The organism is Myxococcus sp. MxC21-1 (assembly GCF_032612255.1).
In the GTDB taxonomy this organism is placed as follows: domain Bacteria; phylum Myxococcota; class Myxococcia; order Myxococcales; family Myxococcaceae; genus Myxococcus; species Myxococcus virescens.
The window spans coordinates 4893292-4913154 of record NZ_CP123278.1; the positions used below are offsets into that span (position 1 = coordinate 4893292).

Sequence of the window (19863 nt, forward strand, 5' to 3'; positions counted from 1 at the left end):
CTAGTCGGCCTTGAACCGCTTGATGAGCTCGGCCAGCCGTCCGGCCAACTGCGTCAGCTCCGCGGCCGCGCCCGTGGCCTGCTTCGAGGCCTGCGTCGTCTGGCGCGTCACGTCCTCGATCTCCGCCATGGAGGCCACCACCTGCTCGGTGGCCGTGCGCTGCTGCTGCGTGGCGAGGTTGATGACGCGGGCCGCGTCGCTCGTCTCCTGGACGCCGGCGAGGATGCCTTCCACCGCCTGCGCCGCCACCGCGCCCAGCTTCTCACCGGACTCCGTGGCGGACTTGGACGCCTCGGCGGCGCCGGCCGCGGCGGCCGTGGCCTCGCGAATCTCGGTGATGAGGTTCTTGATCTCCTTGGTGGAGTCCAGGACGTTCTCCGCCAGACGCCGCATCTCCGCCGCGACGATGGAGAAGCCCTTGCCGGCCTCACCCGCGCGGCTGCCTTCCAGCGCCGCGTTCAGCGCCAGCAGGTCGGAGCGGTCCGCGATCTCGTCGATGACCTCCACCACCGTGCCGATGCGCTCCACGCGCTTGGACAGCTTCGCGATGGAGTCCGCCACCGCGACGCCGTCGCTGCGGATCTGCTGCATGGCCTGGATGAACTCGCCAATGGCGCCCCGGCCCGCGCGCGCCGCGCCCAGCGTCTCTTCCGCCACGCGCGCCACGCTGCCCGCGTTCTCGGCGATCTGCGCCGACGCGTGCTTCAGCTCCTCCATGGTGGCGGTCGTCTCGTGGATGGCCGCCGCCTGCTCCGTGGAGGACGTCTCATGCTGCGTGGAGGCCGCCAGCACCTGGTTGGCGGACGAGGACAGCCTCAACGCCGCCTCGTTGATCTCCCGCACGAAGGTGCGCAGCGTCTCGATGACCTTGCCGAAGCCCTCCAGCAGGGGCCCGAGCTGCGGGTCTTCGGTGGTGGTGTTCCACCGGGACAGGTCGCCCTCGCGCACCAGGCCGATGAGCGCGTCCAGCGCCTGATCGATTTCCTGCGCCGCCACGTGCTTGCGGTGCTCGGAGGCCGCGAACTGGTCCAGCACCTGGTTGAGCAGGTGCGCCAGCTCCGCGCCGGACTCACCGACCAGCTCCTTGGGCACACGGGCCTGCAGGTTGCCGGACAGCACCGTCAGCAGCGTGTCGGTGATGGCCTTGGTGGAGGAAGAGGTCGACGCCGCGTTCGTGGCGCCGGCCTTGGAGGCGGGGGCCTTCCGGGCGCGAGCCTTGCCAGCGGGCTTCTCGTTGGGGGTGTCCAGGGACATGTGTCTCAGTGCCTTCCTTGAGTCCTTGCGGTTTCGACCAGATCGATGAGCAACACGGTGCGGGCCTCTTCCAGGCACACACCGACTGCGTAGGCTGCGGCGCCGGCCGTGGGAGGCATCCGGCGCAAGGAATTGACGGGGATGGAGCGCACGCCGTGCACGGCGTCCACCTTGAGGTGGGCTTCACCCTCCGGGGTGTCGAAGACGATGGCGCGGTTGCCCCGGAGGGGCAGGCCCAGCTCCGCCAGCGTGAGGTCCTCCGGCAGCGCGCGGTCGATGCGCAGCACCTGGGACGCATCCGTGCCGTAGAGCGTGGCGCCGATGTCGAAGAAGAGGAGGTCCACCTCTTCCTCCTTCTCATGGAAGGCGTCGTCGTTCACCGCGCCACCGCCCGCTGCCGTGCCGTCTGGAGCAGCTTGGAGAAGTTGAGGAGGTTGATGGCTTCCTGGTTGCCGCTGGCCTGTACCACGCCCAGCAGGTGCTCGGCCGCGGCGTCGCCGCCCAGGGGCGGTGGGAGGATGTCCGCCACGGGAATGCGGCGCAGCCCCAGCACCGTGTCCGCGACGACGCCGGCCACGTAGCTGCCCGTGACGCCGACGAACAGGCGGGTGCGCGGGCCGATGCGGGCCTCTCCCTTGGAGAGGAAGCGCAGCAGGTCCAGCACCGGGAGCACCTCGCCCCGGTGGCCGGTGACGCCCATGATGAAGGACGGGGTCCGGGGCAAGGGCGTGAGCAGACCGGCCCGAAGCACTTCGAGCACGTTCTCACTGGGCACGCCCAGGCGGAGGTCGCCCACGCGGAAGCAGAAGAACTCCTGCTCCGGCCGGGCCTGGGCGGCCAAGGCGCGGTCCGGAGCCATCCGGAGTGCTCGCTGGAGGGGAGTCGAGGTCGTGGTCAAGGCGCCAAAGTATCCGGAGGCGATGAATAGCGGTCAAGAGGACCTGACGACCAGCCCGCCTGGTCGCCGTTTCGATGGTCCGCGCTGCACCAAAGGTGTAGGGTTCTACCGCGAAGCCCTTGAGGAGGACGATGTCGCGCGTACTGGTCATTGATGACAGCCCGATGCTGGTGGAGCTCACCGTCCGGGCGCTCACCGCCGCCGGCTACCAGGCGAGCGGCGCGCAGGACCTTGCCAGCCTCGAGCAGAAGCTCGCCGAGGGGCCGTTCTCGCTCATCCTCATGGACGTCAACATGCCGGAGATGTTCGGCGACGACGTCGTGGAGTACCTCCGCCGGCAGAAGAAGGTCACCGCGAAGCTGGTCCTCTATTCCGACATCTCCGAGGCGGAGCTGGACGGAAAGACGAAGGCTTCGGGGGCGGACGGCTACATCCTGAAGAGCGGTGGGCTCGAAGCCGTGCTCGGCGGGGTCATGGGTCTCATTGGCCCCCCGCCCTGGGCATCCCCACCGCCGTGCCCGCCCCGGCCGCGGCCCCCGCGGCGGCGCCCACCCCGCCGGCTCCCGCGGCCCCTGTCCCCGCGGCGACGGGCGGCCTCAAACCCGCGCCCACCACGGGCGGGCGCAAGCCGCGCATCCTCATCGTGGATGACAGCGAGATGACGGCCCGCATCATCGAAGCGGACCTGGTGACCAAGGGCTTCGAGGTCCACGTCGCGGACACCGCCGACAAGGCCACGAAGATCATCCTCAAGAAGCAGACGCGTCCGGACCTGGTGCTGCTGGACGTGCGCATGCCCAACGTGAACGGCGAGCAGTTCTGCCGCTTCATCAAGAGCAACAGCCTCTTCAAGGGCATCAAGGTGCTGCTGTGCTCGGGTGAGAACGTCGAGGAGTTGCAGCGCATCTGCCGTGAGGCGGGCGCCGACGGCTACATCCCCAAGGACGCGGTGATGGGCAACCTGGTGGCCAAGGAGCTGATGCCCACCGGTAACGAGTAGTCCCCAGGGGCCGCGTCGCGGCCCCTCCTGGCGTGTGCCCCCGAGGCCGCGCCACCTGCCTCCCGAGGACGGAGCGCCCACCGGGCCTCCAATCTGACAGGGGAAGGAACGCCCTCCCCGTCCCCCCAGGCGCTACCGGACCCCGGCTGCGTTCTCGCGCTCTTCCAGCCCGCGCGCGAAGTTGCCCACGATGAGCCCCGGGCGTGCCGCCTTCAGCCGCTGAAGCAGCGTGCGGATGCCCACCGGCTCTCCGCCCGCGCCGCGCTCGCGCGCCACTTCCAGGTACTGCAACGGGTCGATGCACAGCGAGCGCGTCTGAACCTGGTCCACGCGGTACTTCTTCACCAGCCGCTCCAGCGCCCGCACCTCGCCCTCGCGGTCGGTGACGCCGGGGAACAGCAGCAGGTTCAGCGCCAGGTACGCGCCGCGCTCACGCGCCAGGGCGATGGAGGCCTCCACGTCCTCCCAGCCGTACTTCACCGGCTTGTAGTAGGCCTCGTAGAGGTCCTTCACCGCCGAGTTGAGCGACACGCGGATGGCGTCCAGCCCCGCGTCGAAGAGGGCCTCCAGACCGCGCGTGAGGCTGGCGTTGGTGTTGATGTTGATGGAGCCCGCCTGCGTGCGCGCCCGCATGTAGCGGATGGCCTCGGCAATCTGCTTCCAGCGCGTGAGCGGCTCGCCCTCACAGCCCTGGCCAAAGCTCACCATGGTGCGGCCCGGCGCGTGCTCCAGGTGGAAGAGGCCAATCTGGCCCATCTCCTCGCCCGTGGGCCCGTCATCCATGCGCTCGTGCGACGCCGGTGGGCCGTCCGCCGGCTGGTCGGAGATGCAGCCCACGCAGCGCGCGTTGCACATGACGGACGCGGGGATGGCGGCCTCGTCACGCACGTAGAAGGTGTTCTGCGACGTGAAGCACCGATAGAGCATCGCGCACGTCTTGAGCTGCTTCAGCACCCGGTTGTCCGGGAAGCGCGCCATGTGCTTCGCCACCAGGTCCTTCATGTCCGGCGTGGAGAACCGCTCCGGGTCCCAGTGGGAGCGACGGTCGGTATGGATGGCCCACGCCACCGGCCCCTCACCCACCCAGGCCGCGGCGGTGTACGCCCACTGCGGCAGCACGGGGCCGCTGCCCTTCACCTCGCCGGGGAGGAAGGTGCGCGTGTAGCCGGGGGGCAGCAGCGCGCCCACTGCGTTGGGGACAAACGTCTTGTCCCCCACCTTCATCTCCCGGACGAGCTCCAGCTCCCCCGTCTCCGGATGCAGGCCCACCGGGAGGCGCCCTGGCAGGTGGACGAGCCGCCCGGAGGACGGCAGCGGAATGGGCTTGTCCTGCGGAGGAACGAGCTCTTCGCCGCTGCGCAGCGTGGCGAGCAGGTACGGATGTTCCATCACCCGTCCCTTGGGGTCCGCGAATAGGAGCTTCGGAGCAGACGTCATGTCCCTGCTAACTAACACGAGCGGCGCACGCTTCATCACGCATCGCATCCAACGCCTCGCGTCATGTCTTCAGAGGTGTTTGACGCAAATGGCGCTCATGCCGGGCTGTCTGCCCGCGCCTTGATTCCCCCTTGGGCCCTCGTTAGGGTCCGCGCGCTTTTTTACGTCCCCCTCTCGGAGGCAGTCGTGATCGTCGGAGTTCCCAAGGAGATCAAAACCCGCGAGTACCGCGTCGGCATGGTGCCGGCTGGCGCCGCCGCCCTCATCGCCGCGGGTCACACGGTCCTGATCGAGACGAACGCCGGCGTTGGCTCCGGCATCCCCGATTCGGAGTACCAGCGCGTCGGCGCACAGATCGTCTCCACCGCGGACGAGGTCTGGAAGCGCTCGGAGATGATCATCAAGGTCAAGGAGCCCATCGCGCCCGAGTACGCGCGCATCCAGCCCGGCCAGATCATCTATACGTACTTCCACCTGGCCGGCGTGGACCCGGAGCTGACCAAGACGCTGCTCCAGAAGAAGGCCGCGGCCGTGGCCTATGAAACGCTTCAGCCGGACGACGGCAGCCTGCCGCTGCTCAAGCCCATGAGCGAGGTGGCCGGAAAGATGGCCATCCAGGTGGGCGCCAAGTGCCTGGAGCGGGCCCACGGCGGCAAGGGCATCCTCCTGGGCGGCGTGCCCGGCGTGCGCCGGGGCCGCGTCACCGTCATCGGCGGCGGCGTGGTGGGCCTGTGCGCCGCCAAGGTGGCGGTGGGCATGGGCGCCGAGGTCACCCTCATCGACGTCAACATGGAGCGCCTCACCTACCTGGATGACGTGTTCCTCGGCCGCGTCGGCGTGCTGGCCTCCGACTCGGAGAGCATCTCCCGCTCCGTGCGCGAGGCCGACCTCGTCGTGGGCGCGGTGCTCATCCCCGGTCGCAAGGCCCCGAAGCTCGTCTCCGAGGCCCTCATCTCGGAGATGAGCCCGGGCTCCGTGGTGGTCGACGTGGCGGTGGACCAGGGTGGCTGCATCGAGACGTGCAAGCCCACCACCCACGACAACCCCACGTTCGAGGTCCACGGCGTCGTCCACTACTGCGTCGCCAACATGCCCGGCGCCGTGCCGCAGACGTCCACCTACGCCCTCACCAACGTCACCCGCCCCTATTCGCTCCGGATCGCCAACCTGGGCCTGGCGGCGGCCGTGAAGGAGGACCGCGCCCTCGCGCGTGCGATGAACACCTACAACGGCCACGTCACCTACGAGGCCGTCGCGAAGGACATGGGCTACCCCTACATGCCCATCGCGGACGCGCTCGCCGGCAAGTAGGCCCGGTAAGCAGGTAAACGACGCAGTCCCTGGCGGGGAGGTTCGGATGGCGACATCCGGCCTCCCCGCTCGTTATCTCTGCTAGGGAATATGTTTCCCTGGCCGGCGTCGTGTATTCCCGAAGCGGGCGTCCGGGCGGGTGTCGTGGGATGCCGTTGTTGCCCTGGTTGTTCCCGTGCATACATTTGGCGGGTAAGCGACAACTCATTCCCCTTTTGTTTCGGGCCCTTGGAAGGCGGGACATGTTGGATTTCAGGCAACCCAACCGGACGAAGCAGGAATTCGAAGAGCTGGCGCTCGCCCATCTGGACCCGCTCTATTCGGCGGCGCTGCGCCTGACGAAGAACGAGCGCGACGCCGAGGACCTGGTGCAGGACACCTGCATGCGGGCGTACCGCTTCTTCGACAAGTTCGAGCGCGGGACGAACATCAAGGCCTGGCTCTTCAAGATTCTCACCAACACCTTCATCAACCGCTACCGGCGGAAGGTGAAGGAGCGCACGGTGGTCGAAGGCGTGGAGCGCGAGGCCGTCCACGAGCGCTTCGTGAGCCGGGACGCGACGGACTTCGCGGCCAACCCCGAGCAGTACTTCTTCGACCGGCTCCTGTCGGACGACGTGCTGCGGGCCATTGACGCGCTGCCCATCGACTTCCGGCTGGTGGTCATCCTCGCGGACCTCCAGGAGTTCTCCTACAAGGAGATCGCGGAGATTCTCGAGTGCCCCGTGGGCACGGTCATGAGCCGCCTGTTCCGCGGACGCAAGCTCCTGCAGAAGAACCTGCGTGAGTACGCCGAGGGCCAGGGCGTATTCCGGCACGACGGGGAGCCGGTGAACGCCCCCGCGGACCTGGAAGAGTATCGCCACAGGAAGAAGACAGGGTAGAAACCCGTTCCTAGCGCGCGCCATGAACTGCCAGGACCTCGATCGGCTGCTCTATCCGTACCTCGACGGCGAATTCCAGCCCGAGGAACGAGTGGACCTCGAAACCCACCTCTCCGGGTGCGCTGATTGCCGGCGCCGCGCGGAGGAAGAGAAGCAGATGCAGCAGGCGCTGCGGCGAGCCGCGCGCCACTCCGTTTCGGGCATGCGGGCTCCCGCGTCGCTCCGGGCCGGCATCCAGGTGGGCCTCCAGCAGGAGCAGCGCCGCGTCCAATTCGGCGTCTGGCTGCGCGCCGGGGCCATGGCGTTGGTGGTGGTGACGGTGGGCGGCGGCTGGGCCGCGTTCCACGCCGAACAGCGGCTGAGCGCGGCCAGGACGGAAGCGGTGCAGCGCCACAGCAAGAGCAAGGCGCTCCCCTTCGAGATTGCCTCCAACACGCCGGAGCAGGTCGAGGAGTGGTTCAAGGACAAGGTGGATCCGCGAATCACCGTCCCGCAGATCCCCAAGGCGAAGCCGCTGGGCGGGCGCATCTCCATCCTCAACGGCCGCGAAGTCGCGTACATCAGCTACGAGACCCTTCCAGACAACGAAGGTGAGCCGAGCCGCCGCTTGGGCGTCTTCGTGCTCCCTGGCGACAACGAAGTCGTCATCCCGAAGTTCCAGGCCCTGCAAGCCGTGGAAGTGGACTCCGCGCAGGGCTTCAACGTCGTCACCTGGCGCGACGATGAAATCGTCTACGAGATGGTGACGGACATGGACGAAAGCGACATCCGCCGGATGCTCGCCGAGCGCGACAGCGGTGAGAAGCTCGCGCGCAAGTCCGCGCCGGAGGCCGACGAGCCGCTGTATTCGCTCCCGCCCGCGCCGCGCACGCCGCACTCCTGGCCTCCCATCTCCGTCGAGCCGGTGACGTACCCTCAGTGACGGAAACGTCGGCTGTGTGACGGCGCTCGCCCGCTCCTCGGGCAGCCGGAATTCCGCCCGGTCCGAACATTGACGCTCCCGCGCATGGCCGATAGCCTCGACGCACATCATCACCTTGCGCGTCGCGGCCGGTAGGGCGTTTGTGCGCGCCGCACACCAGGACGGGCCGTCCCTCCATGTCGAAGAAAATCCTGATCGTCGAAAGCGACACCGCGCTCTCCGCCACCCTGCGCTCGGCCCTGGAGGGCCGGGGCTTCACGGTCGACGAGACGACCGACGGCAAGGGCAGTGTGGAGCAGATCCGCAGGGACCGACCGGACCTCGTGGTGCTCGCGGTGGACCTGTCCGCGGGACAGAACGGCTACCTCATCTGCGGCAAGCTGAAGAAGGACGATGACCTCAAGAACGTCCCCATCGTCATCATCGGCAACCCGGACGGCTTCGCGCAGCACCGCAAGCTGAAGGCCCACGCCGACGAGTACGTCGCCAAGCCGGTGGACGCGGATCAGCTGGTGGAGCGCGCGGGTGCGCTGATCGGCTTCCCCGAGCTGCCCGCCACCGAGGACGTCGTCGACGAGAGCCTCACGCTGGACGCGCTCGGCGACGAGCCGATGACGGCGGACTTCGGCGAGGAGATCTCTGTGGAGACCGCGGAGGAGCCTTCCGTCACGGGCGAGGAGCTGGACCTGGACGCCGCCTTCGGCGACCTGTCCGCGCCCGAGGAGACGCCGTCCTTCGAGGAAGAAGTCGTCGTCGCGCCGCCCGAGGCGGTGGTGGAAGGCGTGGAGGAGGACTTCTCCACGCTCGACTCGCTGGGCACCGACTCGGAGGATCCGCTCGAGGGGCTGGATGACGCCTCCGACGAGAAGACGGTGATCGGCTTCATCGCTCCGGCCCCCGTGGCCGCGCCTCCGCCCGAGCCGCCCCGCGCCGTCGCGCCGCCCCCGGTGCCCCGTCCCACCGCGCCGGTCCGCCCTGCCCCGCCGCCCGTCGCGGTGGCGCCCGCGGCCGACGCCGCGGAGCTGCGCAGCCTGCGCGCGAAGGTGGCCGAACTGCAGGCCGAGCTCGATGACTCGCGTGGCGCGGCGTCCCACGCCGAGGAGCGCGTGCGCGACCTGGAGGCGCAGCTGGAGAGCCAGGCCACGGAGCTGGAGGCGGCCCGGGCGTCCTCGGGGAAGAACGACAAGGACACCTTCGCCCTCCGCGACGCGGCCAACAAAAAGGACAAGGAGATCCTCCGCCTCAAGACGGAGCTGAATCAGAAGGACCAGGAGATCATCGAGCTCAAGGACCAGAGCCTGGAGCTGGAGCAGAAGGCCAGCACCGCCGAGTCCGAGCTCGCCCAGCGCGACGCCCAGCTCAAGACGCTGACCGCCCGGGCGGAGTCGCTCGCCGCGGACCGCAAGCGCGTGGACCAGCAGTTGGCCGCGGCCAAGGAAGAGGCCCGGGGCGCGTCCGCGCAGCTCACCGCGCTGCAGACGGAGCTGGATCAGCACCAGGCCCAGGCGCATGCCTACGCCGCGGAGCTGGAGGATCTGCGCGCTCGCGCGGGGCAGCTGGAGGCGGACGTCCAGGCCGCGCAGCATGAGGCCGAGGACCTGCGCGTCCAGTTGGGCCAGGCCCAGGTGGAGCTGTCCGAGCAGAGCAGCCGCGCCAGCGCGGAGGCCGACGAACTGCGCGGCCGCATCGCCGAGCTGGAGGCCGCCACGGCCCGCAACGAGGAGCGCGTAACGCGCCTCTACGCGCGCATCAAGAACGAGGAGAAGCTGCGCGAGAAGACGAAGAAGGCGCTCGTCATCGCGCAGCAGCTCCTGGACGAGCCCGCGTCCTCGGTGGCGGACGACGCCAGCGAAGCCGCGGCCTAGTCGCACGGGCCGCGCTCCCCGGGCCACCCGTGCCCGGGGCACCGCCAGCCCCCTACCCCTGCTTCTTCGGGGTCGTCTTCTTCTCGTGCAGCTTCTTCGCGAAGCCCTGCACGGCCGCGGGCACGTTCTTGTCGCGGCTGAGGTCCTTCAGCTCGGCGTCGCGGAACGAGTTGAGGAACTTCATGGTGACGGTGAGCGGAACCTTGGGGTTCTTCACCAGCGCCATCTTCACCTTGTGGTTCTTCGTCCACTCGCGGTTGTTGTAGATGACGCGCAGCACGTCATCCATCATCGCGCGGTTGGCGGCGCACGAAAGCACCTCACCGTCGGTGATGCGCGGGCTGCGGATGACGGCCACCGCCACCAGCTTGTTCGTCTCGCGGATGAGCGCGGTGCGGGCTTCCTTGTTGCCCAGCGTGGCCAGCTTGATCTTCTCCGCAATGGACATGCGCATCACGCGCTGGGCCAGCGTCAGGCGCTTGCCCTCTTCCATGGGCGCGGCGGACTCGTCCGCGGCCTCCTGGAACTCCTGGAGCACCTCCTCCGCGGTGGGGCCCTGCGGCGGCGGCGCCTCCGCGGCCTCGGGGCCGAAGACGCGCACGCGCGCGGCCTTCATCTGCGGCACGTCCACCAGCGTCAGGCCGCTGCGCACCGCGAAGTCGCAGACGTTGTCGATGAGCGACACCGGCGCGCTCGCGTTGGCGCAGAGGTTCCGGAGGATGTCCTCGTGGCGCAGCAGACGGAGCTGGTTCTGCCCGATGATCTCCGCCAGCTTCGGGCTGCAGTCCTTCGCCACGTCCGCCACCGCGTCGTCCGGCGTGCTGGCGTTGAGGACCAGCATCTCCGCGTAGGCCTCGTTGCCCTTCACGAGCCCCAGGAGGTAGCCGAGCACCGGCGGCTGCACCTCTTCGTCACGCAGCGCGGAGCCCAGGATCCTGTCCGGCAGCCCCGCGGCCGTCTTCGCGGCCGTCTCGCGCACGTTCGCGTCCGGGTCGAACGTGAGCATGTAGAGCGCGCCCACCATGTCGGAGGGGCTGAGCGGAATGAGCGACTTCGCCGCCATCATCCGCAGCGGCACCGGCGCCGCGGGGTCCACGTGCTTGCGCAGGTTGGGCGGCAGGAACTCCGCATCGAAGGGACAGCCCGGCGGCGGCGCCGGGACGGCGTTGGGAGCGGCAGTGGTCATGACGCGTGATTCCTTCCGTAGATGATGCGCAGGCCCTCGAGCGTGAGGAACTCATCCACCTGGTGGATGGCCTTGGACTCGCTGGCCACCAGCGACGCGAGCCCTCCGGTGGCGACGACCTTCACCGGAAAGCCCAGTTCGGCCTGCATGCGGGCGCAGATGCCGTCGACCATGCCCACGTAGCCGTAGACGAGCCCGGCCTGCATGGAGTGCACGGTGTTGCGCCCGATGACATGTGGCGGCCGCGCGAACTCCACGCGCGGCAACTTGGAGGCATTCTGGAACAGCGCCTCCATGGAGATGTTGATGCCGGGGCAGATGCAGCCCCCCAGGTACTCTCCCTTCGGCGACACCGCGTCGAACGTCGTCGCGGTGCCGAAGTCCACGACCACCACGCCGGCGTGATGCCTCTCGTAGGCGGACACCGCGTTGACGATGCGGTCCGCGCCCACCTCCCGGGGGTTGTCGTAGAGGATGGGCATGCCCGTCTTCACGCCGGGCCCGATGAACATGGGACGGATGCGGAAGTACCGCTCGCTCATCTTCTCCAGGTTGGACTGGAGCGGCGGCACCACGCTGGAGACGACGACCGCTGTCACCTTCATCGGGTCGATGCCGCGATGGGTGAAGAGCTGCCGGACCAGGATGCCGTACTCATCCGAGGTGCGGCGCGTGCTGGTCTCCACGCGCCAGTGGTCGAGCAGGCGCCGGCCCTCGAACACTCCGAGCACGGTGTTGGTATTGCCGACGTCGATGGCCAGGAGCATCACACCGCGCACTCTACCGCCGTGGGCGCAGCTGCTCCACGTCGCCCGCCAACACGCGTTCGAGCGAGCCCTCCGCCGTCCGGACCAGCAGCGCCCCGGATGGGTCGATGTCCTCGGCCCGTCCCCGCAGCTCCTGCCGGTCGGTGCGCACCAGCACGTCCTGCCCCAGCGTGGAGGACAGCGCCTTCCAGCGGGCACGCACCGCGTCGAAGCCCGTGTCCAGGTAGAGGTCCAGCCACTCCTCCAGCCGCGTCCAGAGCGACGCAGCGAAGCGGGCCCGGTGTACCGGCTGCCCCAGGGCCAGCGACAACGACGTGGCGGTGGCCCGCAGCTCCTCCGGGAAGTGTTCGGCCTGGGAGTTGAGATTGACCCCCACGCCCACGATGACGAAGTGCACGCGCTCGGGTTCGGCGGACAACTCGGTGAGGATTCCCGCGACCTTGAGGCCGTCGATGTGGACGTCGTTGGGCCACTTGATGGCGGCCTCCACGCCCGCGTCGCGCAGCGACTCCGCCAGCGCCACGGCCGCCACCAACGTCAGCTCCGGCGCGCGCTGGGGCGGCAGGCCCGGACGGAGGATGGCGGAGAAGTAGAGGTTGAGGCCCGGCGGGGACACCCAGGTGCGGCCCCGGCGCCCCTTTCCCGCGGTCTGCTGCTCGGCCACCACGACCTCACCATGCCGGCGCCATCCTGGGCCAGGCGGAAGGCCTTCTCGTTGGTGGAAGGCAGCGATTCGTGGTGGTGGATGGTGCGGCCCAGGTCGCGGGTGTCCAGCAGCGGGCCCACCTCGAGCGAGGTGAGCCGGTCCGGCACCTCCACCAGCCGGTAGCCTCGCGCGGACACCGCCTCGATGCGGTACCCCTTCGCGCGCAGGGCCTCCACGTGCTTCCACACCGCCGTGCGTGACAGGCCCAGCTTGCTGGAGAGCGCCTCACCGGAGGTGTAATCGCCCCCGCTTTCCGACAGGAAGCTCAGGATGAGCTCTTCCTGGGTCTGCTCGTTCGCATTGGCGGCCACAGCGGCACCTCGTGGAGAGTCTCCACCGTATCAGCATCAGCCCGAAGGCGGCGCCACGCCGTCCCGGAGCTGCCAGGCCGTCAGCTCCAGGGAGGTCTGCGGCACCAGCTGGCCGTTGGTCTCCACGGCCATTTCGATGCGCACCATGCCGACGCCAGGCGCGAACGTCATCGTGTTCACCAACGTGGTCTTGGCGTCTGCCCGGTTGCGGCCCTCCACCTGGACACAGCGCGGGAAGGTGCCCGCGGGCGTCTCACAGGAGTCCCCCGCCTGGACGATGTGGTAGCGCTCCGTGGAGGACACGGACACCACGTTCGTCCACGAGTGCCCGGTCCTCACCGGACCGCGCAGCAGGTAGCGCTTGGGATCTCTCAAGCCGTAGCCGTCCAGCGAGAGCTGACCGCCCTGGCTGTCATGGAAGACGCCAGCCTCTTCCTTGAGAATCTCCACGGTGACTTGCTTGTCGTCGCGGCCGTTGAGCCGGTAGGTCCAGCTGTTGCCCACCGCGAGCGGGTAGTACGCGGACACGTCATCGGTGCTGGCGCTCGCGCCCGCCGCCGCGTCGACGTTCTTGGAACAGCCCGTGCCCAGCACCAGGGCCGCCAGCACCGCGGCCCCGCCCATGCCGAATGAACGCTTCATGTCGATGTCAGTCCGCGCGGCCGGGGCCACGCGCCTCCGCAGGTGAGTGCTTACGTGATGCGTAGAGCGTGTCCAGCGCCTGTTGCGCGGCGGCCTGGACGGCGGGCGCATCGTGCCCCTGCGCCATCGTGTAGAGATAGGCCTCCGCCTCTGGGCCACCGATTTCGCCCACCGCGAAGACAATCTCCTGCACGAAGCCCAGGTCACGGCCACGCGCCAAATCGATGAGCACGGGCACGGCGACTCGCGCCTTCATCTCCACGAGCGAGCCCATCGTCCTGCGCACCGTCTCCGCGTCGGTCGCTTCCTTGAGCCGGTCGATGAGCAGCGGCGCGGCCGCCGGGTGCTGCCGTTCCGCCAGCGTGCGCAGGCTGAACTCCCGCACCCGAGAGTCCGTGGCCTTGAGGTCCAGCACCAGCGCTTCATCGGAGCGGTCCAGCGCCGTCAGCTGCATGACGGCGGACTCAGTCACCTGGCGCAGGACGTTGGCCAGCGCCGTGCGCATGGCCATCTGCCGTCCCGCGGGCGAGTCCTCCTCGACGGGCGCCTCTCCGAGCCCGACCAGTTCGTAGCGCTGGGGCAGACTCCCACCGAAGCGCTCCAGAACCAGGTTGGCACCCACTTCGGCGAAGCTGCGCGGGTCACCGTCCTTCAGCACTTCGCGGGTGAAGGGCACGTCCAGCGTCATGCGCCAGGGCCGCTCCTCACGCGGCGCATCCGCGCCTTTCTGCTCGAAACGGCCGGAGTCTTTCAGGGCGGCGGTGAAGAGCGTGGCCACGCCCTCGGGAGCCAGGCCCAGCAGGGCGTTGTCCCGCAGGGTGGCTCCGGAGAGTTCCACCGGCGCCACCGGGTAGCGCGGCGACTGCCACCGGCAGGCACCGAGCAGCAGGACGACGCAGGAGGCGAGCAACAGGACCGGCTTCATCGCTCCCCAGGGTAACACCTGGAGAGCGACGGCGCCGACCAATCCCTCACCTCCTGGAGTGCCGCGTCAGCTATCGCGCTCCCCGGACGGCCCCTTGGGGGGCACGGACGAGTCAGCGGACGGCTCATCGTCGGTGGGAGAGGAAGCAGGCTCGCTGACCTGCGCGCCCTCCACGACTCCAGAAGACGTCGTCGTCGCGGCGCCAGGGGCCACTTCGCCCGCCGAGCCGTCCGGCACGCCCGCCTGCGTCTGCCCCGAAGTCGGAGCAGCCGATGACGTCCCATCGGAAGGAACCGTCCCGGGCACGTCTGCCTGCGTGGCGACGCCCACGGACGCGGATACTGCTTCGCCGGAGGCTGCCTCGGAAACGGCACCACCACCCGCCGAGGCAATCGCTTCGCCCGACGCGGCACCTGGGGCAGCAGCCGAGCCCTCGCCACGGTCAGCGCTTGCATCGACCGGCTCGGAGACGGGAGGTGCCTCGCCAGCACCGTTGGCAGCAGGAGACTCGCCCACCGTCACACCGGTTCCGGCAGTCGACACACCGGTGGCATCGACAGGAGTCGTCTCGTCAGCGACGCCCCCGGCAGCCGTCTCTCCGCCAGCGCCCGCAGCCGGGGCTCCGGCCTCGTCAGCGGCGGCACCAACAGCCCCGGCAACGGAGGCACCCGCCTCACCCGCGACCGAGGCGCCTGCCTCACCCGCGACCGAAGCGCCCGCCTCACCCGCGGCGGCGGCCTCTCCTGCAGCCCCCGCCTCACCAGGAGCTCCGGTGGCACCGGCCTCACCCGCGCGGCTGCCACGGCCGCGACGGCCCCGGCGACGACGGCGGCGGCGCTTGCGGTCACCCTGTGCCCCTTCGGCACCGGCCTCCGCGGGAGTTCCATCGGGACGCGCGCCACCCACGAAAGCGCTGGCGGCCTCGAGGTCGTCATCCTCCCCGTCCTCGTCGTCGCCCTCCTCTTCATCCTCGCGGCCCTGCAGGACCGGCGCGGCCGGAATTGGAGCGGCTTCACGCGCATCCCCAGCGGGAGCAGCCGAAGCCTCCTCCGTGGAAGCCCCCGCGGTGGCCTCGGCTTCACGAGCCTCACGGGCCTCGCGCGACTCACGCTCACGGCGGCGCTTCTCACGCGGACGCTCGCGCTCCGCCGGCGCCGCGGCCTCGGTGGGCTCCTCACCCTCCCGGGCCTGCTTCTCGCGCTGACGCTCCTCGCGGCGCTTCTGGGCCTCCTCGGCATCCAGCTTCGCGGCCTCGAAGAACTTCTCGTCGACCTCGTACAGCGCGACCTGCGTGACGGAGACGGCCGTCTCCGCTTCCAGGAACTTCTCGCCCAGCGCGTCGCCGCACCAGAGCATCACCAGCGAACCATTGGCCTGCGCCTCGGTGCGCGCATCACCGCGCACGTCACCCGCGCTCACCAACAGGCCCACCTGCGCCGAATAGTGGCCCAGGTCACGCCGCAGCTCCTGCACCGACTTGCGGTCGATGCCGGGGGTGCCCTTCAGCATGCGCACCGCGTAGCGCAGCTCCACGCTGCCCTCGCGCTTGCGCGCCGTGAGCAAGGGCCCTTCCTTGGACCGCTTGGCCACCTTCAGCTCGCGGAAGCCCAGGCCGTGCATCATCTTCACGACGGACTTCTCGAACGTACCGACGTCCAGCTCGCCCAGGCGCTTGCGCAGCCCACGCGCCACGGAGCGGCGCGCGTCCTTGAGCGCGGCGCGCAGCGTGGACACCAGCGCGGCATCCGCAGGGCCTCGCCCGCGGCAGCCGGCTTGCCCAGCACAGGACGGCCAGCCTCCAGCGGAATGCCCAGCGCCTGCGCGAACGCGGCCTGGAGCTCCAGCGGCGGGGCCTCGCTCGGGGCGCCAGCGCGCTCCAGCGACACCTCTCCAGAGTCCTTGCTGAAGGCGTACTGCGGCCGGCGGCCCGCGTCGATGCGACGCTGGTTGTCCTCCAGCAGCGCGGTGAGCACCGCCTCCACCGTGGTGTCCTCGGCGCACAGCTCCTTGACCCGGGCGCGCTCGATGATCTGCTCGGTGCGCAGCCCGATGTCCGACTCGCTGAGAATCTCGAACACCACCTCGGGCAGCGGCGGGAAGCGCTTGCGGCGACCGCCACGCTCCTCGTCCTCGTCGCGGCGGCGCTTGCGGTCGCTGCCACGGCCCGCGACCCGCACGTTGTCCGTGCGCGGCTCCGGGTGGCGCTCCGGCGGACGCAGCGGCGGCAGTTCTTCTTCGGGATGCGGCTCCACCACGCCGGTTTGAGCCAGTGCCTCGACGTCCTCGGGAATCGACCAGTCAACCAGCGCGAAGGTATCCTTCGCCGTCACAAGTACCTTGCGATCCCGCGTGCGGCGCGCCATGGCTGCGAGGCGCGACAGCATCGTCACCTCAGGCGTCTTGCCCACGTGGGAGAGCAGGCTCTGCTGGATGGACTTCTCGGTAATTTCAAGGAAGTGGAGGGGACGACCTTCGCTCTCCAGGATGCGGAGCGCGGCCTCGTAGAATGTCATCGAGTATTCCCCAGGAATTCCGAACGGTTACAAAAATGTAGGTCCGTATAGGCGGCGGATGCTAGCCATCGCTAAACTGGCTTGTCAACGAACGCAAGATGACCCGCATACGCATCGGACAGCGCTGGAAACGCGAACCCGCGGCTTCCCCGCTCGATTCCATCGCACTGGAATTGGACGGGGTGGACCTTCTGTCCGGGGCCGTGGAGGAGTCTCTAGCAGAAGTCGTCCCCTCCCTGGTGCGCTCTGTTGCGGCGCTCGCGGGTGGACGTCAGAAACTGGCCCAGGTCTCCCTGCCCGAGGCCCACCTGGAGCTGGTGCTCCGCCGCATGGGGCCGGACGTGGAGCTGCTGGTGGCCAACCTCTCCCGCCCTGCCCGGCTGATGCGCCCTCCCGTCCGGGTGGAGCTGGAGGAACTGGTGGAGGCGGTCCGGGAGGCCGGCGAGCGATTCCTCGCCGACGTCACCCGGGCTGGGCCCAAGGCGCTCGCCACCACCGTGGGGCAGGCCCTCAAGGAGCCGCTGAAAGGCCTGAACCGGCCCGCCCGTCCTCCTGACGAGGCGCCGGCCCGGCCCGCCACCCGGCGCGTGGAGCCCACGGAAGTCCCAGGCTTCGGCTTCGAACTCCGGGACGCCGGGGCTCCCATGAGCCGTGGCGCCGCGCGGGGAACGGCCGGACTGCTTGCGCCCCTGCTGGCCGCGGGCGAGGTCTGGCTGTCGCTGCCCGGCAAGCCCGAGGCCGGCGCGTCCCCGGCCCGCCGTTCCTGACGGCGCTGGAGCTGTCGCGACTGGCGGTGGAGCTGGCGCGCACGGTGGAGCTGGGCGAAAGCCGCTTCGAGCTGGCCCCCGCGGGCGCGAAGCCTTCGCTCCTGGTCGACCTGAAGTCGGGCCAGGCGAAGGCGGGACGCACCGGGACGCCCTTCCCGCTCACGGGCACGGTGCTCGCCGCCGCCCTCTTCCACCTGGGCGAGTCCCTGGCCGCGGCCTTCGCGGAAGCGGACCACGCGCTGGTGGCCAACCCGTACCGGATGGAGCTGGCGGAGCGCTGCCGCGAGGGCCTTTCGCACCTGCGAGGCCCCGTACAGCCCCCCGAGGCCAAGGGCGCGGCCCGCGAGAAGAAGGCCCGGGCCACGGGCCAGGGCACGTCACGGCCGTTGAAGGTCCCCGGCCGCTTGCGCCGGCTGCGCTTCGCGAAGCTGTGGGAGAAGCGCGGCCTGCCGGACGCGGAGGAATCGCGGCTGCTGCTGGGCCGGCACGGACCGGTGTACTGCGCGCCGCACTGGCCTCCGCGTTCTCCCGAAAGGACGGAGAACTGCTGTGGAAGCGCGCCGCGGCGTTGGGCGTGGCCGCGTCGGCGGATGGCCACGCGGTGGCGGCGGACATCGCGCGCGTCTACGGCTTCACGGGCCGGGGCGGTGGCGCGCGCTGGCTGCATGACCACGACGGAATCCCGCTGGGCCCGCTGCTGCTGCGCAAGGACGGCCTGCTGCTCACCTTGTCCGAGGACCGCACCGTCGTGGCCTTCGCGGAGGCCACGGGCCGCGAGGTCTGGCGCACGGCGCCGCCGCGCACCCAGCGCAGCTGGCTGGCCACCCAGGGACACCGCGCGCTGGTGGGCACGGACTCGGGCTACCTCTATGGGCTCGACCTGGAGGACGGGCAGGTCCGCTACCGCATGCGCGCGCCCATGCCCTTCCACGGGCCCCCGGTGGCCTGGGGCCGGCGCTTCCTGGCCATGCTGGGCCGCGGCTCGCACTGGGCCGTGCTGCTCGCGGACGCGCACACCGGCGAATCCGTGTGGACGTATGAGCCGGACCTGTCCCACCTGTCCGCGCCGTTGCCCGTGGGCTCGCGGGTGTTCATCGCCGGAGAGCGCGAGCGCGAAGGCATGCTGCTCTGCCTGGACGCGAAGGGCCGGCGCCTCTGGGAGCGCCCGCTCAACCTGGGCCCTGGCCCCTTTGCGTTGGCGTCCCTCCCCCGCGCGGTCGTGGTGACGAGCGCCTCGGGCGCCGCCACCCGGGTGGCCACATCCGGCACGGTGGACTGGCGCGTGGGCGCCGCGGGCGAGCCGCTCATCAGCGCGCTCCCCGCCCATACCGCGCGCGACATCACGCTGGTGCCGGGGGAGCGCGTCCGTGCCGTGGACCCCCGCGGCGGGCAGGTGCTCGCGGAGGTCCAGGCCGGCGTGGGGCTCGTCGCGCTCCAGGCCGACGTGCGCCTCAACCTCTACTTCCTGGACGACGCCGGCACGCTGTCCGCGTACCGGCTCGGCTCTCACTTCACGGTGGTGGAGTAACCCCCGCGAAGGCCTAGTTGGCCGCGGCCTTCGACGGGTCGATCTCCTCCTCGGGCCGCTCTTCCTGGGTGGCGCCCTCCCAGGACTCGCCAGCGCCGAGCTTCCATTCCGAGGGCACGTCCAGCTTCCACACATAGGTGGACGTCGCGGTGCCGCCCGATGCCGCGCTGGAGGAGAGGTTGATGGTCATCTCCACCTTCGCCACCTCGTTCGGGATCAGGTCCAGGTCGTAATGGCCCAGCACCATCTGCGGGGGGAACGCCCGGACAAAGCGCTCCGGGTGGTCAATCTTCATGGACGGGTCGGCGCCGCGCATCTCGCCCAACAGCTTCCCCTTCGCGTCCGTGAGCTTCCACACCGTGTCGAACGTAGCGCTGGTCATCATCTTCAGCGCCTTGCCGTCATCCTTGAGCACGCGCTGCGCGCCCCACACCGCCAACTGCAGGCGGATCTGCGGCTTGCCCAACACCATCACCACGTCGGAGGAGATGATGTCCAGGCGCATGCCCTTGTCCGTGGCCGTCCACACCGGGCGGTAACGGCCCTCACGCATGCTGTCGAACGTCTTGCGCGTGTACTCGTAGAAGGCCTTGCGGTCCTTCGCGCGGTCATCCTTCGCGCCACTCTCCTCGCGCTTCTCCAGCTCCAGGAGGTAGTCGTCGAACTTCGTGTTCCCCTTGAAACGCGTCAGGTGCGCGTCCACCTGCTCGAAGTAGTTCTTGAAGAAGGGCTTCAACTCATCACGGTAGCTGGCCTCGTCCGGGTTGGCGCGCATCCAGCCCACGCGTTCGAGGTACTCCGCGTGAATCCGTTGCTGATCCGCATCCCGCTGAGCCTCCAGCGCGCGACCGCTCGCGCTGCGATAGCTCATGACGGCGGCCAGCAGCACACCCGCGACGATGACGATGACTCCGAAGTAGCGCTTCACGCGGCAGTCTCCTGTGCCT

General features: G+C 69.7%; 13 protein-coding genes and 4 pseudogenes. 6 read left to right on the plus strand and 11 right to left on the minus strand.

Annotated elements, in window-relative coordinates; all coding sequences use genetic code 11:
- The 3 genes from QEG98_RS21795 to QEG98_RS21805 are packed head-to-tail and all read right to left on the minus strand — an operon-like array spanning window position 1 to window position 2113.
- Entirely contained in the window at window positions 1-1254 is a 1254-nt protein-coding gene (locus QEG98_RS21795; RefSeq protein ID WP_090490581.1) for a methyl-accepting chemotaxis protein, read from the minus strand.
- A 5-nt stretch (window positions 1255-1259) separates the two neighbouring features.
- Window positions 1260-1634: a Frizzy aggregation protein FrzB gene (locus QEG98_RS21800; RefSeq protein WP_316562678.1), complete on the minus strand. Its 375-nt coding sequence runs from the start codon at window positions 1632-1634 to the stop codon at window positions 1260-1262.
- A complete protein-coding gene (locus QEG98_RS21805) occupies window positions 1631-2113 on the minus strand; it encodes a chemotaxis protein CheW (RefSeq protein WP_011554146.1) in 483 nt (160 codons plus the stop codon). The genes QEG98_RS21800 and QEG98_RS21805 overlap by 4 nt, the downstream gene beginning before the upstream one ends.
- A gap of 170 nt (window positions 2114-2283) precedes the next feature.
- Here QEG98_RS21805 and QEG98_RS21810 point away from each other — a divergent pair.
- Window positions 2284-3152: pseudogene (locus tag QEG98_RS21810) on the plus strand (response regulator).
- 132 nt (window positions 3153-3284) lie between these two features.
- Here QEG98_RS21810 and QEG98_RS21815 read toward each other — a convergent pair.
- Window positions 3285-4589, minus strand: a complete 1305-nt coding sequence (locus tag QEG98_RS21815) for a radical SAM protein (protein ID WP_316562679.1) — start codon at window positions 4587-4589, stop codon at window positions 3285-3287.
- A 186-nt stretch (window positions 4590-4775) separates the two neighbouring features.
- Here QEG98_RS21815 and ald point away from each other — a divergent pair, with 186 nt between their 5' ends.
- The 4 genes from ald to QEG98_RS21835 all read left to right on the plus strand — a co-directional run bounded on the left by ald (window position 4776) and on the right by QEG98_RS21835 (window position 9571).
- Window positions 4776-5900, plus strand: a complete 1125-nt coding sequence (gene ald / locus QEG98_RS21820; protein ID WP_090490585.1) for an alanine dehydrogenase — start codon at window positions 4776-4778, stop codon at window positions 5898-5900.
- A 242-nt stretch (window positions 5901-6142) separates the two neighbouring features.
- Window positions 6143-6784: a sigma-70 family RNA polymerase sigma factor gene (locus QEG98_RS21825; RefSeq protein WP_011554150.1), complete on the plus strand. Its 642-nt coding sequence runs from the start codon at window positions 6143-6145 to the stop codon at window positions 6782-6784.
- A 22-nt stretch (window positions 6785-6806) separates the two neighbouring features.
- On the plus strand, window positions 6807-7706 hold the full coding sequence (locus QEG98_RS21830) for an anti-sigma factor family protein (protein WP_316562680.1): 900 nt from the start codon (window positions 6807-6809) through the stop codon (window positions 7704-7706).
- Between the two features lie 176 nt (window positions 7707-7882).
- A complete protein-coding gene (locus QEG98_RS21835; RefSeq protein ID WP_316562681.1) occupies window positions 7883-9571 on the plus strand; it encodes a response regulator in 1689 nt (562 codons plus the stop codon).
- 52 nt (window positions 9572-9623) lie between these two features.
- Here QEG98_RS21835 and QEG98_RS21840 read toward each other — a convergent pair whose 3' ends face one another.
- The 6 genes and pseudogenes from QEG98_RS21840 to QEG98_RS21865 all read right to left on the minus strand — a co-directional run bounded on the left by QEG98_RS21840 (window position 9624) and on the right by QEG98_RS21865 (window position 16621).
- Window positions 9624-10757, minus strand: a complete 1134-nt coding sequence (locus QEG98_RS21840; RefSeq protein WP_316562682.1) for a hypothetical protein — start codon at window positions 10755-10757, stop codon at window positions 9624-9626.
- Entirely contained in the window at window positions 10754-11524 is a 771-nt protein-coding gene (locus tag QEG98_RS21845) for a type III pantothenate kinase (RefSeq protein ID WP_090490589.1), read from the minus strand. Before QEG98_RS21845 ends, QEG98_RS21840 begins: the two co-directional genes overlap by 4 nt.
- Before the next feature lie 13 nt (window positions 11525-11537).
- Window positions 11538-12541 (minus strand): annotated as a pseudogene (locus QEG98_RS21850) (biotin--[acetyl-CoA-carboxylase] ligase).
- A 36-nt stretch (window positions 12542-12577) separates the two neighbouring features.
- Complete coding sequence (locus tag QEG98_RS21855) at window positions 12578-13213, minus strand: hypothetical protein (protein ID WP_316562683.1); 636 nt, start codon at window positions 13211-13213, stop codon at window positions 12578-12580.
- Entirely contained in the window at window positions 13191-14108 is a 918-nt protein-coding gene (locus QEG98_RS21860) for a HEAT repeat domain-containing protein (protein ID WP_090490592.1), read from the minus strand. Before QEG98_RS21860 ends, QEG98_RS21855 begins: the two co-directional genes overlap by 23 nt.
- Window positions 14109-14174: 66 nt before the next feature.
- Window positions 14175-16621, minus strand: a pseudogene (locus QEG98_RS21865) (HTH domain-containing protein).
- Window positions 16622-16719: 98 nt separating this feature from the next.
- Here QEG98_RS21865 and QEG98_RS21875 point away from each other — a divergent pair.
- Window positions 16720-18916: pseudogene (locus QEG98_RS21875) on the plus strand (PQQ-binding-like beta-propeller repeat protein).
- Window positions 18917-18929: 13 nt separating this feature from the next.
- Here QEG98_RS21875 and QEG98_RS21880 read toward each other — a convergent pair.
- Window positions 18930-19844 carry a hypothetical protein gene (locus tag QEG98_RS21880; RefSeq protein ID WP_316562686.1) on the minus strand — a complete coding sequence of 305 codons (915 nt, stop codon included), beginning with the start codon at window positions 19842-19844 and terminating at the stop codon, window positions 18930-18932.
- Window positions 19845-19863: the final 19 nt, after the last annotated feature.

Bases quoted from the DNA above. Each gene is read 5' to 3' on its own strand.
- QEG98_RS21795 (WP_090490581.1), bottom strand. From the start codon at position 1,254: ATGTCCCTGGACACCCCCAACGAGAAGCCCGCTGGCAAGGCTCGCGCC.
- QEG98_RS21840 (WP_316562682.1), bottom strand. From the start codon at position 10,757: ATGACCACTGCCGCTCCCAACGCCGTCCCGGCGCCGCCGCCGGGCTGT.
- QEG98_RS21860 (WP_090490592.1), bottom strand. From the start codon at position 14,108: ATGAAGCCGGTCCTGTTGCTCGCCTCCTGCGTCGTCCTGCTGCTCGGT.
- QEG98_RS21830 (WP_316562680.1), top strand. From the start codon at position 6,807: ATGAACTGCCAGGACCTCGATCGGCTGCTCTATCCGTACCTCGACGGC.
- QEG98_RS21805 (WP_011554146.1), bottom strand. From the start codon at position 2,113: ATGGCTCCGGACCGCGCCTTGGCCGCCCAGGCCCGGCCGGAGCAGGAG.
- QEG98_RS21815 (WP_316562679.1), bottom strand. From the start codon at position 4,589: ATGACGTCTGCTCCGAAGCTCCTATTCGCGGACCCCAAGGGACGGGTG.
- QEG98_RS21835 (WP_316562681.1), top strand. From the start codon at position 7,883: ATGTCGAAGAAAATCCTGATCGTCGAAAGCGACACCGCGCTCTCCGCC.
- QEG98_RS21825 (WP_011554150.1), top strand. From the start codon at position 6,143: ATGTTGGATTTCAGGCAACCCAACCGGACGAAGCAGGAATTCGAAGAG.
- QEG98_RS21845 (WP_090490589.1), bottom strand. From the start codon at position 11,524: ATGCTCCTGGCCATCGACGTCGGCAATACCAACACCGTGCTCGGAGTG.